This window comes from Pedobacter polysacchareus (assembly GCF_019802255.1).
In the GTDB taxonomy this organism is placed as follows: Bacteria; Bacteroidota; Bacteroidia; order Sphingobacteriales; family Sphingobacteriaceae; genus Pedobacter; species Pedobacter polysacchareus.
Genome location: NZ_JAHYSS010000004.1, coordinates 49,171 through 66,281 on the forward strand (window position 1 = coordinate 49,171; position 17,111 = coordinate 66,281).

The following is a 17,111-nucleotide window of genomic DNA, read 5'->3' on the forward strand; positions in this document are numbered from 1 at the left end:
TCGCCTGCTTAATTACATATTGCTTTATTTGTACAAAGATAGATATAATTTAATGCATTCATCTGCTCATTTGCTTACACAATTACGAGAAGGCAGCTTCATTGGACTAGCCAGGGCTTTAACACTGGTGGAAAATGACATTCCCCCTGCGGCAGCATTATTAAGGTCGCTGGAACTGAATCAGACACCTGTAATTGGAATTACCGGCCCTCCTGGGGCAGGAAAAAGTACCTTGGTCAATGCCATCACCATGCATTTAACGGCACAGGGAAAGCGAATTGCTATTCTTGCTGTAGATCCTACTTCTCCTTTCAATTTTGGTTCCTTGCTAGGGGATCGGATTCGTATGTCTCAGCACTTCAATAATCCTAACGTATATATAAGGTCTATTGCTACCAGAGGTGCGCTTGGAGGGATCTCCGCTAAAACGATAGAAATGGTAGATGTGATTAAAGCGGCTAATTTCGATCTGATTTTTGTTGAAACCGTAGGAGTGGGGCAGTCGGAGATTGAAATAGCTGGATTAGCTGATAAAACCGTAGTCGTGCTCGTGCCGGAGTCCGGGGATGAAATCCAGCACATTAAATCTGGCCTAATGGAAATTGCACAGGCATTTGTGGTGAACAAGGCAGATCGGGAAGGTGCTGATACTTTTGCGAACAACCTGCAGAAATTAATGTACCACCAGCATCAGCAAACGCCGATCTTTAAAACGGTGGCAGACAAAAATATAGGGATAGCCGAGCTCTGTACCTGGCTGATGGCGCCCAGTGCTGCCGATAACGAACGCCGGCCTTTCCTGCTTGCAGAAAAGGCACTGAAGATCATTCAGCATTACAGGATGGCCAGCTTAGACAAGCGGGCATTGCTTGAAGCCATACAGGTGGCGCTAAAAGACCCAGATTTCAATATCTATAAATTTACTGACCGCTGGATCAATTCCTAAATTTCTCAATTCGCTATATAGACGATTTGTATGTAAAAAAGGAATCGAATGCTGAACAGGTAGGACAATCGTGCCAAATCAGGAATATTTTTTATCAAAAAAATATCAAGCTTGTATTTTTTACACTTTCTCCAATTTATAGTGATTGAGGGTCTTTGTTTTGGAGTAATATTGTTTATTATGCTGTTTATCAGCATGTTTTATTTTTTTAAAACAAAACGATAGGCTCATTTGTATGTTCTTATTTGGAAAAATATTCAGTTACAGCGGTGCTGGATTTACACAATTAGTCTTGCTTCGAAACTTTGGAACGGAGTTTGTATATCTATTGTGGGAATTTAAAAAATTGTTTAGTTTTGCTACGCAAAAAATTATACAATTAATTTGTTTAACCTTAAAAAAGAAAATTATGAATTATTCTACTTTAAAAAAGGGTCTTGCAGTCTCTTTCGTAGCGTTAATGGGAGCAACGACTCTTGCTAATGCACAAGAAACTCCAGCGACTTCATCTTCAGCCAAGGTATTTGGTGGAAGAGCACAGTACAGATCATGGTCGATCGGTGTAAACGGTGGTGTTTTATCTCCATTTGTTGCTATCGGTGGTACTAATGACTTCAATAAGATGGACGTTAACTTAGGTTATGGTTTATCATTAAGAAAACAACTAGGTCATGCATTTGGTTTAGAAGGTAACATTTTCCGTGGAAAAGTTTCTGGAACTAACAACCCTGGTCCAGACGCTTTAGGTGGTGGTATCAAAGGTTTCGAAACAGAAATGCAATATGCTATTGACTTAAGAGGTGTTGTTAACGTAGCTACTGTAGATTTCTTACGTCGTGAGAACTCAGTAAACTTCTTCGTAACTGCTGGTTACGGTTTAGTTGCTTATAACCCAATCGTTGACGGAAAAGACAACAAAGGTAAATTTGGTGAGAACGGTGATAAAGACTTCATTAAAGAAGCTTATATCCCAGTTGGAGCTGGTGTTAAATTTAAAGTATCTGACCGTGTGTCATTTAACTTAGGTTACACGATGCACTTCATCGATGGTGATAATTTTGACGGAGTATATGCAAAAGCAACTACTAAAGATAAATTCTCTTACGGTTATGCAGGTCTAGAATTCTCTCTAGGTTCTAAATCTAAACCAAACCTTGACTGGGTTAATCCTTTAGCTTTAATGTATGATGAATTGAAAGATCCTTCATTACGTCAAGAAGTTGAAGCATTGAAAACTCGTGTATCTAACGTTGAAAAATCTGTTGAAGATTTGAAAAAAGATTCTGATGGTGACGGTGTTGCTGATCAATTCGATAAATGTCCAGGTACTCCAGCAGGAGTTGCAGTTGATGGTTCAGGCTGTCCTCTACCTAAAGTAGAAGTTGCTGTAGTTGACAATAGCAATGTAACTGGTTTCGAAAGAATCCAATTTGAATTTAACTCTTCAGTTCTTAAAACTGATTCATACCCTACTTTAGATAAATTATCTTCTGTATTGCGTGATGGTGGTGGTAAAGTAACTGTTAACGGTTATGCTTCAAGCGAAGGTACTGCTGCTTACAACTTAAAATTATCTAAAGACAGAGCCAACTCTGTGAAAACTTACTTAGTTAACTCTGGAGTTAACGCTAGTCAAGTAATCACTAAAGGTCATGGTGAAGCTAATCCAATCGCTTCTAACGATACTGAAGAAGGTCGTATCCAAAACCGTCGTGTTGAAACTGCTAGAAACTAATTATTTCTAAGTAAATATTGAAAAAAAGAGGGCTTCATTTTTGAAGCCCTCTTTTTTTTATGCCTACATTTGTGAGACGTATGTATCTATTTAGAAAGAAAGATCCGAATCGACCAACCAATATCAATCTGAAGATTATGCACGTCATTAATGCCGTTGCCATCTCTGTTTTTGTAGCTGGTTTGCTCTATAAGCTGATCAGCTGGCTTTTTTAGCATAAAATAAACCTATATAATTATGAAGCAAATATTTAACACCGACAATGCGCCGGCTCCAATTGGTCCTTATAGCCAGGCTGTAAAAGCAAATGGTTTCTTATTCTTATCAGGTCAGGTGGCCATCAATCCCTTAAACGGAGAATTGACCATGACTTCCATCTCTGAAGAAACACACCAGGTGATGAGAAATATTAAGGCGGTATTATTAGAGGCTTCTTATAGCTTTGGTGATATTGTAAAGACCACTATTTTCTTAACCGATATGGCTTTGTTTAATGAAGTGAATGAAGTATACGGTTCTTATTTCGACAGCAAAAGTAATTTTCCTGCCCGCGAAACCGTTGCCGTTAAAGGCTTGCCTAAAGGGGTAAACGTAGAAATTTCTATCATCGCTTGTAAAGGATAAGTTTTGGGGAAGTCTAATCTCAGGTATTTCTTTGCCGGCATTTTATCTTTTGCCATCTGGGGTTTCTTCTCCATTCCATTGAGAAACTTAAAGGCTTTCCCTTCCGAGGAAATTCTTTATTACAGGATCTTTACCTCCCTGGTTTTTTTATGGATTGCGATACTGGCCTTTAGAAAAAAGCAAATCAGAAAAGATCTGGATTATATTGCCGGTTTAGGCAAGAAGGAAAAGAACACCATCGCATTGCAGATTACTGCGTCTACGGTACTCCTTGTCTCTAACTGGTACACCTATATTTATGCTGTAAATAATGTCAGTCTTCAATCGGCAGCCTTTGCTTACATGGTTTGCCCATTGATTACTGCATTTGGTGGTTTTATCCTCCTCAAAGAACATTTATCAAAATTAAAACTGATCTCTCTGGCCATTGCCCTGCTGAGTATCATCCTGCTGGCCACCGGCTCCTTTGTGGAAGTATTGTGGTCAGTAATCATTGCTTCCCTATATGCGTTTTACCTGATCATTCAGCGGAAAATGCAAAACCTGGACAAGCTCAATGTCCTCGCGCTGCAGATCGGTCTTGCCGTCATCCTCATGCTGCCATTTTATGTTTTTCAGCATGGCGGAATTCCTGATTCTGCCTGGTTTTGGGGCAACATCATTGTAGTGGCCGTATTCTTTACCATCATTCCGCTGTTCCTCAGCCTGTACGCATTGATCGGAATTCCTTCTTCAACCTTGGGCATCATCATTTATGTGAACCCTATCATTGCTTTTAATGTGGCCATCTTTTACTTTGATGAACACGTAGACTCCAATAAACTGATCGCTTATTTCCTGTTGATGGTCTCTGTTGTCGTATTTAATTGGAGCATCATTAAAGATATCCTTACCTTTAGGAAAAAAAATATTTAACTCTTGTTTGCTTCCAGTTTAGATTCCACTATCGAGTACCTGAAAGGCGTAGGGCCTAAGCGTGCGGAACTCCTGCAAAAGGAGCTGCGTATTTTCACCTACGATCATTTACTCAATTATTTTCCTTTTCGTTACATCGACCGTACCCGGTTTTATAAGGTAAATGAGCTGAACAGCGAATTGCCTTATGTGCAGGTATTGGGGCGGATTACCGGAAAAGAACAGATTGGGGAGAAGCATAAGAAAAGGATTGTGGCCCGTTTAACCGACGAAACCGGCTCAATAGAATTGGTGTGGTTTCAAAGTTTGAAATGGGTCGATGAAAATGTGCAGCGTGGTAAAGTGTATATTGTTTTTGGAAAACCAACGGCTTTTAACGGTGGCTTTAGCATCTCTCATCCAGAACTGGAAAACTACCCGAGACCAGCAACGATCACCGGAAATCTTCGTTTACAACCAGTTTATAACTCCACGGAAAAACTTAAAAAATTCTTCCTCGACAGTAAAGGGATTCAGAAATTACAGACGCTGGTATTGGAGCAGCACCTGTCGGAAGTAAAAGAAAGTCTGCCGGCTTATATTCTGGATAAATACCAGATGGTGACTAAAAAAGAAGCGCTGCTGAGTATCCATTTTCCAAGAGATGTGAAGGCTTTAAAAGGAGCAGAACGCCGGTTGAAATTTGAAGAACTGTTCTATATCCAGCTGCAGTTATTGCACAATAAGCAAATTAGAGAATGGAAGTTTAAAGGACATCCGTTTAACTCCGTTGGGGAAAGTGTGAATACTTTCTATAAAGAAATCCTGCCTTTTGAACTGACAGGGGCACAAAAGCGGGTGATTAAAGAAATCAGGACAGACACACAGCGAGGCATTCAGATGAACCGTCTGGTGCAGGGAGATGTAGGAAGCGGGAAGACTGTTGTGGCGCTGATGAGTATGTTATTGGCTAAGGACAACGGATTCCAGGCTTGTATGATGGCACCTACAGAAATTTTGGCACGTCAGCATTATGAATCTATCACTTCGCTGTTGGATGGCCGCCTGGCTAAAGTAGGCATCCTGACCGGGAGCAGCACCAAAAAGCAGCGTATAAAATTGCATGCGGAACTGGAATCCGGAGAAATTGATATCCTGGTAGGTACCCATGCCTTGATTGAAGATAAAGTAGTTTTTAAAAATCTGGCTTTAGTAGTAATCGATGAACAGCACCGTTTTGGAGTGGAACAGCGGGCTAAACTTTGGCGTAAAAATGCGATCCCACCTCATATTTTGGTGATGACTGCGACGCCTATTCCACGTACATTGGCCATGACTTTATACGGAGACCTGGATGTTTCCTCGATTGATGAATTGCCGGTAGGCAGGAAGCCGATTGAAACCCGTCATTTTTTTGAAGGTCAGCGCTTGCGCATGTTCGGTTTTATGCGGGAAGAGATTGCTAAAGGCCGACAAGTCTACGTAGTTTATCCATTGATCAAAGAAAGTGAGAAACTGGATCTGCTGAACCTGGAAGCAGGAATAGAGCAGATGAGCTATCAGTTCCCCCGACCAGATTTTCAGATCAGTATTGTTCATGGGCAGATGAAAAATGCGGAAAAGCAGTTCGAGATGCAGCAGTTTATTGATGGTAAAAGCCAGATTATGGTGGCCACCACGGTAATTGAGGTAGGGGTAAACGTACCGAATGCATCGATCATGATCATTGAAAACGCAGAACGTTTTGGGCTGTCACAGCTTCATCAATTGCGTGGAAGGGTTGGAAGGGGCGCCGAGCAGTCGTATTGTATCCTGATGTCCGGCAATAAGCTGAGTGCCGACGGACGTTTGCGTTTAGATACAATGGTGAAGACGAATAATGGTTTTGAGATTTCTGAAATCGATTTGCAGCTGCGCGGTCCTGGAGACCTGACTGGTACACAGCAAAGTGGGGTACTGGAATTAAAACTAGCCAATCTAGCCACTGATCAATTGATTTTACAAGAGGCGAGGTCAACGGTGATGGATATTCTCGCGGGAGATCCACAGCTGGAACTCCCGGAAAATAGTCTTTTAAAAACATACCTCGCGAAAAGAAGCAGAGGTATTGCTTTAGATAAAATTTCTTAATTAGTCTTCGTCGCTGCCTGGTAATGATCCAGTACCTGAATAAGCTCCTTTTCTGATAATCGGCATACCCAGATGTTTATATAAATCATCCAAATGCATTAAACTGCCATTGGTCAGGTTGCCAAGGAAGATCACCACAATGTTCTTCTGTACATCACGCACATAGATGTGTCTGAATCCATGCCACCATCCCGTGTGGTAAACTACTTTTCTGCCATTCTCACCATCAAACATTCTCCATCCATAACCGTAGTTAAAGTGGCCATTGATGGCTTTGTTATGTCCTTGATAAGCAGAGTCCAAACTTGCTTTTGTTAGCAATCTGCCATTTTTCAAGGCTTTGTCATACAATACTAAATCATGGATCGTACTGTAAATTCCTTTATCACCAACAGGGCCATCCAGGAAATTCTGTACTACAGAGTATCTCCAGGTACGGTCGTGACCAACTACGTCGACAGGGATTTTAGGGTATACAGTGGTAGAGTAGACGTGTGTGTTTTTCATTCCCGCAGGTTTGAAAATATGCTCCATCATGTAGTCGGAGTAAGGTTTGCCGGTCACCTTTTCGATGATGGCAGCCAGTACCATATAATTGGAGTTGTTGTAATGAAAACGGGTATCCGGTTTAGCATAGCGGTTAGGTTTATGCTCGGCAATCAGGTTCATCACATCGTTGTTACTCATCGGTTTTTTCTTATCTTTCCAGATGCCATCAGTAAAATAAACATAATTCATCATACCGCTGCGGTGAGTCAGCAGCAATTTTACATTGATGCCTTCATAAGGGAAGTTCGGGTAGAATTTCTTCACATCATCGGTCAGCTTTAATTTTCCCTGCTCAATCAATTGCATGATTGCCGTACCAGTAAAGGTTTTGGTAATGGATGCCAGCTCAAATTCAGAGTTGATTTTTAAACTGTCACGGTGCAGGTAGTCTGCCCATCCAATTGCCTTTTCATATAAGATCTTACCATCTTTAGCCACCAGCATATTGCCATTAAATCCATATTTTTTATGTAGGTTCTGTACAAAGTCGGCAATCCATTTATCGCCCTTGGCAGGGTTATAAACCAATAGCAAGCTGTCGGCCTTGTCATCCTCCACAGTACGCTCCTTACTTGGCTCAGCAAGTGTCGCAGGTTTTTTGGAATTTGAACAGGAAAAGAATAATAAAGTGGCTACTGTAGCTACGGCTAGAATATTACGATAAGTCATGAATAATGATGGTGCTTTAAAGACTGGAAAATTAAGGAATATTAACCTTTTAAACGTAAAAGAGTTTTAAACATTATCAGTACCTATTATTTACCTTATGAAATTGTATACATTTGAAGAATAGCGCTACCATTAAATTATAAAAAACTAAATTTGTCATCACAAAAAAAACACTATGAATTTTAGAACTGAACACGATACCATGGGTGAAGTGCAGGTACCTGCCGATAAATATTGGGGGGCTCAAACCGAACGTTCACGTAATAATTTTAAAATAGGGCCTGAGGCTTCTATGCCAAAGGAAATCATACATGCTTTTGGTTATTTGAAAAAAGCAGCAGCATTAGCGAATACAGAGTTAGGCGTGTTGACAGCAGAAAAAGCAGCATTGATTGCTACAGCTTGTGATGAAGTGATTGCTGGTGCTTTAGATGAGCAGTTTCCTTTAGTGATCTGGCAAACAGGTTCAGGAACGCAAAGTAACATGAATGCCAATGAGGTGATTGCCAATCGTGCACATGTGCTGAATGGTGGCTCACTTGCTGATGCGGCAAAAGTTTTGCACCCTAACGATGATGTGAACAAATCACAGTCTTCAAATGATACTTATCCAACGGCAATGCACATCGCGGCTTACAAACAGGCAGTTGAGATTACCATTCCGGGATTAGAAAAATTACGCCATACTTTAAGCGGTAAAGTTGCGGAATTTAGCGATATCGTAAAAACAGGCCGTACCCACTTTATGGATGCAACGCCATTGACATTGGGACAGGAATTCTCAGGATATGTACAGCAAATTGACAATAGTGTTAGAGCCATAAAAAATGCTTTAGTGATGATCTCTGAGCTTGCACTTGGTGGTACTGCTGTAGGTACAGGATTGAATACGCCTAAAGGTTATGATGTGTTGGTCGCTGCTAAAATTGCAGAACTGACCGGACTTCCTTTTGTAACGGCTCCGAATAAATTTGAAGCTTTGGCAGCACATGATGCTATGGTAGAATTGTCGGCAGCTTACAAACGTACGGCAGTAGCGTTAATGAAAATTGGTAATGACATCAGAATGCTGAGCTCTGGTCCACGTTGTGGCATCGGTGAGATCATCATTCCAGACAATGAGCCGGGATCTTCTATCATGCCAGGAAAAGTAAATCCTACACAGCCAGAAGCATTGACGATGGTTTGTGCACAGGTAATGGGTAATGATGTCACAGTTGGTATCGGTGGCAGCAACGGTCATTTTGAACTAAATGTGTTCAAACCGGTAATTGCAGCTAACGTATTACAGTCAGGACGTTTAATTGGTGATGCTTGTGTGTCATTCAATGATAAATGCGCAGAAGGTATTTTACCAAACTTACCAGAAATTAAAAAACATTTAGAGAACTCTCTGATGCTGGTTACTGCTTTAAATCCTCATGTAGGTTATGAAAATGCAGCTAAAATCGCTAAGAAAGCACATAAAGAAAACAAAACTTTACGCGCTGCAGCAATAGAATTGGGTTTACTGACCGGCGAGCAATTCGACGAGTGGGTACGTCCGGAAGATATGGTTGGCAGTTTAAAATAATTTATAAAAATACCCGGATATGTGGAGATTGATATTATCCCTTTTACTGGTTTCAGGTCTGTTTGCTTCTTGCAGCAGACTACCTAATGTACAGGGGAAAGGTGAGGCTTTTTTGCAGGGTGTTTGGAATCAGGATAGTATCCCTCACAAAGAGCAATTGCTGAATTATACGCAGCATAAGTTCAAATTTACCTGCGACTCGTTCTATGTAGATTTGACCACTTACTCTAAGGTGAACTACTATGCTGATTCTTGTTTTAATAATGGCGTCTGGAAGGAATATGCCAAAGGAGTTTATGAGGTCCGCAACGACAGTCTGATTCTGGAAGGTACCTATACCAAAGCCAATTATAAACAGAAAGTAACCGGTTGCTATCAAATCGGCAGATATGTGAGGAGCTTTTTTGTCAAGTCTTTTGAACCGAATGAATTGTCGCTGGTGAATGCCAGTGATCAAAGGGAATGTAACCTGGTCTTGAAAGAAAAGATCGTCTGCGAACCCAAATCGTTATAAGTAAATATTAATTCTAATGAACACAAAATCGATCAAAAGATCATTGAAAATTGCCCTAACCGTAGCAGTTATGGCATATCTACCTTTAAATGCAAATGCATGGGGAATGCTTGGACACCGTATTGTTGGACAAGTAGCAGAAAGTCACCTGACTAAAAAAGCCCTTAAAGGCGTAAGAGGTGTATTGGGTACAGAAAGCCTGGCCATGGCGAGTAATTGGGGCGATTTCATTAAATCTGATACCGCTTACAATTATTTGTACAACTGGCATTTTGTAAACCTTCCTGGTGGATTGGATAAACAAGGTGTATTTAACTTTCTGGATACAGACCACGATGCCAATGTGTACAACAAGACGCTGGAAATGGTAGCCATCCTGAAAAACCAGGCCAGTACTGCAGATCAAAAAGTATTAGCAATGCGTATGCTGGTTCATATGGTAGGTGATTTAAACCAACCGATGCACACCGCACGTAAGGAAGATCTTGGTGGCAATAAAGTATATGTAACCTGGTTTGGTGAAAAATCTAACCTGCACAGGGTTTGGGATGAAGCCTTAATCGGTTACCAGCAATTGAGCTATACAGAATATGCCGATGCGATTAACCACCCAACAAAAGAGCAGCTGACCGCTTGGAAAAGCAATTCTTTAAAAGACTACGTTTATGGTTCTTATGAAGCCTGCAATAGAATTTATGCAGAAACAAAACCTGAAGCGAAGTTGAGTTACAAATATAATTATGACTTTGCAGGCCTGCTGGATGCACAATTGCTAAAAGGTGGGATTTGCTTAGCCAATATTCTGAACGAAATTTATAGCTAAGAAATATGAAAATTCTAATGGTTTGCCTGGGCAATATCTGCCGTTCTCCGCTAGCGGAAGGCGTGATGCGCCATTTGGTAGAAGCAGAAGGTTTGGACTGGCAGATTGCTTCTGCTGGTACTGGCGACTGGCATATTAACGAGCCTGCCGATAGAAGAAGTATTGCCATCGCAAAAAAGCATGGTTATGACATCTCCAAACAAAGAGCCAGACATTTTAATGCGGATCACTTTGAAGCATTCGACAAGATTCTGGTGATGGATCAGCAGAACGAAAAAGATGTCTTGAGACTGGCAGAGGAAGCACATCACCGTGAAAAAGTAATGCTCTTCTTACCAGAAAACCTGGAAGTTGCAGACCCTTATTTTGATGATAAATTGTTTGAACCGGTGTTCCTGCAAATCGAAGCCCGCTGCAAACAAATTCTGGAAGAAATAAAAGCTCAATCCTAATCTTATTGCCCCTATGGAATCACCAAAACTGTTTATGCTGATGCTAGGCTGTACACCGCCGCCTCGTCGGATTGAACAGCATGACATGCTTTTCTCTGTAGCAACAGCTTTAAAAGACTTGAAACAAGAAATTCTTGATTGCTGGCCCGAAGCAGGAGAAAAAATCCATGTAGATGCCTGGCGTGAAGTAACAGCAGTTGATGGCTACCAGATAGAAGTAGTGCCCGCTGGTACTTTAAAAGAAGCACAGCAGCATAAATTGTTTTTCATGAACCTTGGCGGGTATAAACGGAATGAGTTTGATGAGCCTCACTATAAGCTGCTCATCGTTGCTCCTGATATGGCAAATGCGATACAGCAAGCTAAACAAACCGCATTTTACAAACATGCCGGCTTTGAGGGCGCAACTTCTCATATTGATGATAAGTACGGAGTAGATGTGGATGATGCTTTTGAGGTGGTCGATGTATTGCCTGAACTGATAAAAAGTAATTACGAACTGAAAATCACTCTAAAAGAAGGTTTGCCAGAGGATGAAATCCATCTAGGCTATTTCAAGCTGAGCAGGCTTTAAAGACCTGAGAAATTTGAGGGAGTCTAAAATCTAAGGAATCACGGGATCTAAGAAAGTATAAAAGACCTTAAGAAACGATAAGTACTTCAGTCTTTATCACCGAATTCAGTTTCATAAAAAACGGGAGTTTTTCTTTGAAGACCTGTGAATATTTGCATTTCCGCAAAGATTCGAGGCTGAAAAGAGAACTCCCGTTTTGTGATCCTGCATATCCCAAAGGGACAGAACCTTTATTTAAACCCCAAATTCCTTATCGAGGTAATCTGTTACTTTTACAAGCGCATCGTCGATCGTATCACTTAAAATAGTGAAGAACGAACCAGGACGTGCGGTGGCCATAATATACTTCAAACAGTCATCCCCATTGTTATTGATGATGATGTCCATATCCGGTTTCACCTCACGAATCCCAGTGATCAATAAATCGATCAGCTCCTGCGGAGCTCTGCCACGAAGGTATTTCTCCTGACAAATAATGATCTTATCAAACATCTGCGCCGAAATTCTTGCAATTTCTAAATTGTCTGAATCCCTTCTATCGCCTGTTGCAGAAATTACACCAATGTGTTCTGTGGCATCCACCGTCTTCAGGTAAGATTTAATGCCATTAAAACCATCCGGATTGTGTGCAAAATCGACCATGATCTTAAACTCCTTGAATTTGAAAGTATTCATCCTGCCTGGTGTTTGTGCAGCAGATGGAATAAATGTTTCCAAAGACATCCTGATGTCTTCAATTTTATAACCGTAAAGGAAGGTCGCAAGCGTTGCCGCAAGCACATTCTGAATCATAAATTCGACACTGCCACCAAAAGTTAAAGGTACATGGGTTACTTTTTCTACCCTGATTTTCCAGTCTCCTTTTTTAACAGTAATGTATCCGTTTTCATAAATAGCCGCAATACCGCCCCCTTTACAATGTTCTACAATGACCGGGTTTTTCTCATCCATACTGAAATAGGCGATGTTACAATCGGCAGCATTGGCAATCTTAATGCAGTACTTATTGTCTGCATTTAATACGCCCCAGCCACTTCTTTTCACCGATCCGATGATCACAGATTTCACTCTTGCCAGGTCGTCCAGTGTATGAATGTCGGAAATGCCAAGATGGTCTTCCTGGATATTGGTAATGACCCCGATATCGCAGTGGTTGAAGCCCAGACCTGCTCTAAGGATACCCCCTCTTGCCGTTTCCAGCACCGCAAATTCTACGGTTGGGTCTCTAAGGATAAACTCTGCGCTGACAGGTCCGGTGGTATCACCTTTCATCAGCATCGTGTTCTGCACATAAATCCCATCAGAAGTCGTAAAACCTACCCTGGTACCATTGCTTTTCACAATATGTGCGATCAACCTGGTGGTGGTGGTTTTACCATTGGTACCGGTGACTGCAATAATTGGAATTCTGGTAGATTTTCCAGGAGGGTATAACATGTCAATCACAGGAGCGGCAACGTTCCTTGGCAAGCCTTCGCTTGGGGCAAGGTGCATTCTGAATCCTGGCGCTGCATTGACTTCGAGTACTACACCTCCATTTTCGGTAAGTGGCTGCGTTAAATTCTCTGCCATGATATCAATGCCGCAGATGTCCAACCCGATGACTCTGGAAATGCGTTCAGAGATGAATACATTTTGAGGGTGAACGAGGTCTGTTACGTCTATTGAAGTTCCACCTGTGCTCAGGTTGGCAGTAGATTTCAGGTATACGATTTCTCCTTGCGGAGGAACGGTATCCAGTGTATATTCTTTTTTAGCCAGTAAGTCCAGGGTATCCCGGTCTACACTGATTTCGGTCAGTACATTTTCATGTCCATAACCTCTTCTTGGATCAAGATTTTCTTTGTCGATGAGCTCCTGGATACTCAGCTGACCGTTTCCAGTCACATGTGCAGGAACTCGCAATGCTGCGGCCACCATTTGATGGTCGATCACCAGAATTCTAAAATCGTAACCTGTGATGAACTTTTCAATAATGACTTTCTTCGAGTATTGCTGCGCATATTCAAATGCCGCTTTGGCAGCTTCATCAGTCTTTACGTTAATAGTAGCACCTTTTCCATGGTTTCCATCTAATGGTTTGAACACCAATGGGTAGCCAACATTTTTGATGGCATCTTCCAGCTCTTCCGGATTCCAGATCGTTACCCCTTTTGCAACGGGAATCGCTGAATCCTGAAGTAAACGCTTGGTCTCGTCCTTATTACAGGCGATATCTACTGCAATAGAGTTTGTTCTTTCAGTCATGGTAGCGCGGAAACGGACTTGATTTTTTCCGTAACCCAATTGTACCAATGAGCTTTTATTTAACCTGATCCATGGAATGTCTCTTGAAATGGCTTCATCAACGATAGAACCTGTACTTGGGCCTAAACGTTCCAGTTCCCTCAGTTCGCGCATCTTTTGGATGTCATGTTCCAGGTCGTAATCTGTGCCTGCAATTAATGCTTCCGCAATTCTCACGGCCGATTCTGCGGCATAAAGACCGGCTTTTTCTTCTAAATAGCTGAAAACAACATTGTAAATACCCTCAGTTTTGGTCTGGCGTGTTCTGCCAAATCCAGTGTCCATACCGGCAAGTGTCTGGATTTCTAAGGCAATATGTTCAATCACATGGCCCATCCAGGTGCCTTCTTCGATCCTCATGAGTAAGCCTCCGGGTTCGCCTTTGGAACAGCGATGTGTATATAATGTAGGGATTAATTTTTCGATTCGTTCTCCAAATCCTTCAATCAAATTGGTAGGAAACTGTTCCATTTCCTCCAGGTCCAGTCGCATTTGAATTAATTTTTTTCTTTTGATAGACCATATATTTGGTCCGCGGAGCACCTGTATGCCTAATATTTTCATTCTAGATTTGTTATTTTGTGTTGGTAGTGACCATATTACGGGGAAGTTATCAGTTTCTTGGATAAGGTCGAACGGAGAGATTAAAGTTAGGTTTTTTTCCGAAAATATTGCGATGAACCCAGTTAAATCTTGGGAATATATTTTGCATTCCATTACGGGCGGGTTATTGTGCTAAATCGAAATGTTGATAAGGTGTTAATATTGATAAATAATTCATTGATATTGAGCATTACCCTATATATTTGAAATTTAGGAACGAAAAGATTTATAATGACTCCGAAGGGTAAACTAATAATAATAGGAGGTGCAATCAACACGGGAAGTTTCACAGAGACAACTTTTGGATTGCCCCAGAACATGAATTTCTTTGAAAGAGGAATTCTGAAGAAAATCACTACGGAATCTATAAAAGGCACTACATCTCGTTTTGAAATCATGACTACCGCCTCTTTAATTCCAGAGCGGGTAGGAGAGGAATATATCAAAGCTTTTGCACAATTGGACGTTCAGGATGTGGGTGTTTTAAACATCACCAGCAGAGAGCAGGCCAATTCAGAAGAGAACTGTGCGAGGATCAAAGCCGCTGATGTGATTGTTTTTACCGGTGGTGATCAATTGCGTTTGTCTTCTATTTTTGGCGGCACGGCCATCCATCAGATCTTGCTGGACAAGTATCAGGATGAAGCTGTGGTGATTGCAGGAACTTCTGCAGGTGCTGCGGCGAGCTCAAAAAACATGATTTATCAGGGCAGCAGTAAAGATGCCTTGCTGAAAGGCGAGGTTAAAATTACCGGCGGACTTGGTTTTATCGATGGCGTGATTGTAGATACTCATTTTGTGCAGAGAGGAAGGATTGGCAGGTTATTATATGCAACAGCAAGTAGTCCCGGCATTCTGGGAATCGGCTTAGGAGAAGATACAGGACTGTTTATTTCCGGTGGAAATTTAATGGAAGCCATTGGATCCGGCATGGTCATTCTGGTAGATGGTAGAAATATGACCGATACCAATCTGACAGATGTGGAAATGGGACAACCGGTTTCTATTAGCAATATGACGGTTCATGTGATGTGTGATGGTGATATTTATGACCTCCATGATCATAAACTGACCATTCATCACCCCAAAGTGATCCCCGTAGATTAACATTAATTCACAGCCCAAATTATTAGGATGAAAATTATTATTCATGGTGGCTTTTTCAGTGAGTCTGGAACCAATCAGGAAACGAAAATAGCAAAGCAAGAGGCCCTTTCGGCGATTGTTAGTCAATCATACGCCTATTTAAACACGCATACTGCATTAGAAACGGTAGTTTATGCGGTGAGCTTATTAGAGGACAACCCGCTTTTTAATGCCGGTCTGGGCTCGCAGATTCAAAGCGATGGACAGCTGCGGTTGAGTGCTGCTTTAATGGATGGCAAAAGCCAGAAATTCAGCGGGGTCATCAACATTCAAAATATTAAAAATCCAATACAGGTTTCTGAAAAGCTATTGGCTTACGACGATCGTGTATTGAGTGGGGAAGGCGCATTGAACTTTGCAAGAGCGCAAGGATTTGGTTTTTTCAATCCAGTCATCCCACAGCGGCAACTGGAATATGAGCAGAAACTGGCACAATCTTCCAGGTTAGGAACGGTTGGCTGTGTGGCTTTAGATGCCGATGGGAACCTGGCAGCAGCAACTTCCACAGGAGGAAAAGGATTTGAAATCCCTTGTCGCGTGAGTGATTCGGCTACAGTAGCAGGAAATTTTGCCAATGAATATGCAGGCATTTCCTGTACCGGTGTTGGAGAAGATATTGTCAGTGCAGCACTGGCAGCAAAGATCGTGACCCGTGTCACTGACGGCTTTACGTTAAAAAATGCCTGTGATAAATCTTTTGAAGAACTGAAAACTTTTGATGGTTTTGCCGGGGTAATCGGTATTACTGCCTCAGGAGAAGTATACCATACCGACTCTCATGCCTATATGGTATGGGCAGCATTTGACGGTAGTTTACAGGTGTTTAACTAAATTTGTTATATCTTTACAGGATGAACAAACTTTGTTTAGTCGTTCTTTTCCTATTCTTTTCAGGAAAGGCAATGACACAAACCAATACTTTTATTCCTCAAGAACCACCAGCCACGAGCGGAGCCATTAATATTGTCACCTCCAGTATGGAAGAGGCAGATGGCAATACCTATTTTGCGGAGGCCATGAAGAATGAAAGAAGAGGTGACCTGAATGATGCCCTGAATTTATACGCTAAAGCAGCATTCGAGTTCAATTCCTCCAAATTGTTTGTTCGCTACGGAGAAGCATTGATGAAACTTGGAAATGTTCATTTGCTGATGAACCATTATAGTGAAGCAGAACAGGTGATCCTGAATGTGGCATTGAAAAATTATTCCAAAATTGGCAGTAAAGCCGGCCAGATGGAATCTTATTATCAATTGGGCAGAATTTATTTTGCCGCCAATAAACTGACCCAATCACTCTGGTTTTATACCCAGCAGGGGATTATCGCCAAACAGCTCAATAACAATAGCGCTTATGTCGAGTCTGTTGTCGGGATCGCTCAGGTGAAAATAAAGAAAAAAGAATATAACCTTGCTTTAAAGGATCTGAATAGGGCAGAACTGCTGTTGAAAACGGCAAACAATGCGCAGCTAAAAACTCGTATTAAGGAGACCAGAGCGCTAATCCCCTCAAAATTAGTCGCTAAGAAGTAAGTGCTCAAACCTAAAAATTATAGATTTTTGTATAAGTATTTTAATTACTTTTGATAAGTTT

Annotated in this window: 16 protein-coding genes; 14 read left to right on the top strand and 2 right to left on the bottom strand. The window is 41.4% G+C overall.

Annotated features, from left to right (window positions below; all coding sequences use genetic code 11):
* The first annotated feature begins 52 nt into the window (after positions 1 to 52).
* The 6 genes from meaB (at position 53) to recG (ending at position 6,329) form a co-directional block, all read left to right on the top strand.
* Positions 53 to 946 carry a methylmalonyl Co-A mutase-associated GTPase MeaB gene (meaB, locus tag K7X70_RS11390; RefSeq protein ID WP_222537229.1) on the top strand — a complete coding sequence of 298 codons (894 nt, stop codon included), beginning with the start codon at positions 53 to 55 and terminating at the stop codon, positions 944 to 946.
* Positions 947 to 1,355: 409 nt separating this feature from the next.
* Positions 1,356 to 2,681 (top strand): OmpA family protein, encoded by a 1,326-nt coding sequence (locus K7X70_RS11395; RefSeq protein WP_222537734.1) that lies wholly within the window; start codon positions 1,356 to 1,358, stop codon positions 2,679 to 2,681.
* A gap of 80 nt (positions 2,682 to 2,761) precedes the next feature.
* Positions 2,762 to 2,896: a DUF6728 family protein gene (locus tag K7X70_RS24555; protein ID WP_348636309.1), complete on the top strand. Its 135-nt coding sequence runs from the start codon at positions 2,762 to 2,764 to the stop codon at positions 2,894 to 2,896.
* 22 nt (positions 2,897 to 2,918) lie between these two features.
* Positions 2,919 to 3,305, top strand: coding sequence for a RidA family protein (locus tag K7X70_RS11400; RefSeq protein ID WP_222537230.1), 387 nt, complete (start codon positions 2,919 to 2,921; stop codon positions 3,303 to 3,305).
* Between the two features lie 3 nt (positions 3,306 to 3,308).
* The gene (locus K7X70_RS11405; protein WP_222537231.1) at positions 3,309 to 4,220 is read left to right on the top strand and encodes an EamA family transporter; all 912 of its coding nucleotides are present in this window, start codon (positions 3,309 to 3,311) and stop codon (positions 4,218 to 4,220) included.
* Positions 4,221 to 4,223: 3 nt separating this feature from the next.
* A complete protein-coding gene (recG, locus tag K7X70_RS11410; RefSeq protein WP_222537232.1) occupies positions 4,224 to 6,329 on the top strand; it encodes an ATP-dependent DNA helicase RecG in 2,106 nt (701 codons plus the stop codon).
* Here recG and K7X70_RS11415 read toward each other — a convergent pair whose 3' ends face one another.
* Positions 6,330 to 7,547, bottom strand: a complete 1,218-nt coding sequence (locus K7X70_RS11415) for a serine hydrolase domain-containing protein (RefSeq protein ID WP_222537233.1) — start codon at positions 7,545 to 7,547, stop codon at positions 6,330 to 6,332. It lies immediately after the preceding gene.
* A gap of 175 nt (positions 7,548 to 7,722) precedes the next feature.
* On the opposite strand from K7X70_RS11415, the gene fumC reads away from it, so the two are divergent.
* From fumC to K7X70_RS11440, 5 genes are read left to right on the top strand one after another with little or no spacing between them, the layout of a single operon-like run.
* Positions 7,723 to 9,120: a class II fumarate hydratase gene (gene fumC / locus K7X70_RS11420; protein ID WP_222537234.1), complete on the top strand. Its 1,398-nt coding sequence runs from the start codon at positions 7,723 to 7,725 to the stop codon at positions 9,118 to 9,120.
* A 19-nt stretch (positions 9,121 to 9,139) separates the two neighbouring features.
* Positions 9,140 to 9,634 carry a fumarate hydratase gene (locus K7X70_RS11425; RefSeq protein ID WP_222537235.1) on the top strand — a complete coding sequence of 165 codons (495 nt, stop codon included), beginning with the start codon at positions 9,140 to 9,142 and terminating at the stop codon, positions 9,632 to 9,634.
* 16 nt (positions 9,635 to 9,650) lie between these two features.
* A complete protein-coding gene (locus tag K7X70_RS11430; RefSeq protein WP_255607102.1) occupies positions 9,651 to 10,457 on the top strand; it encodes a S1/P1 nuclease in 807 nt (268 codons plus the stop codon).
* A gap of 5 nt (positions 10,458 to 10,462) precedes the next feature.
* Positions 10,463 to 10,909: a low molecular weight protein-tyrosine-phosphatase gene (locus K7X70_RS11435; RefSeq protein WP_222537236.1), complete on the top strand. Its 447-nt coding sequence runs from the start codon at positions 10,463 to 10,465 to the stop codon at positions 10,907 to 10,909.
* A gap of 13 nt (positions 10,910 to 10,922) precedes the next feature.
* A complete protein-coding gene (locus K7X70_RS11440; RefSeq protein WP_222537237.1) occupies positions 10,923 to 11,483 on the top strand; it encodes a DUF1543 domain-containing protein in 561 nt (186 codons plus the stop codon).
* Between the two features lie 234 nt (positions 11,484 to 11,717).
* Here K7X70_RS11440 and cphA read toward each other — a convergent pair whose 3' ends face one another.
* Positions 11,718 to 14,333 carry a cyanophycin synthetase gene (gene cphA / locus K7X70_RS11445; RefSeq protein WP_222537238.1) on the bottom strand — a complete coding sequence of 872 codons (2,616 nt, stop codon included), beginning with the start codon at positions 14,331 to 14,333 and terminating at the stop codon, positions 11,718 to 11,720.
* Between the two features lie 270 nt (positions 14,334 to 14,603).
* Between cphA and K7X70_RS11450 the strand changes: the two genes are divergently transcribed.
* The 3 genes from K7X70_RS11450 to K7X70_RS11460 are packed head-to-tail and all read left to right on the top strand — an operon-like array spanning position 14,604 to position 17,050.
* A complete protein-coding gene (locus K7X70_RS11450; protein ID WP_222537239.1) occupies positions 14,604 to 15,479 on the top strand; it encodes a cyanophycinase in 876 nt (291 codons plus the stop codon).
* 27 nt (positions 15,480 to 15,506) lie between these two features.
* Positions 15,507 to 16,349, top strand: a complete 843-nt coding sequence (locus K7X70_RS11455) for an isoaspartyl peptidase/L-asparaginase (RefSeq protein ID WP_222537240.1) — start codon at positions 15,507 to 15,509, stop codon at positions 16,347 to 16,349.
* 20 nt (positions 16,350 to 16,369) lie between these two features.
* Positions 16,370 to 17,050: a hypothetical protein gene (locus K7X70_RS11460; RefSeq protein ID WP_222537241.1), complete on the top strand. Its 681-nt coding sequence runs from the start codon at positions 16,370 to 16,372 to the stop codon at positions 17,048 to 17,050.
* Positions 17,051 to 17,111 lie beyond the last annotated feature (61 nt).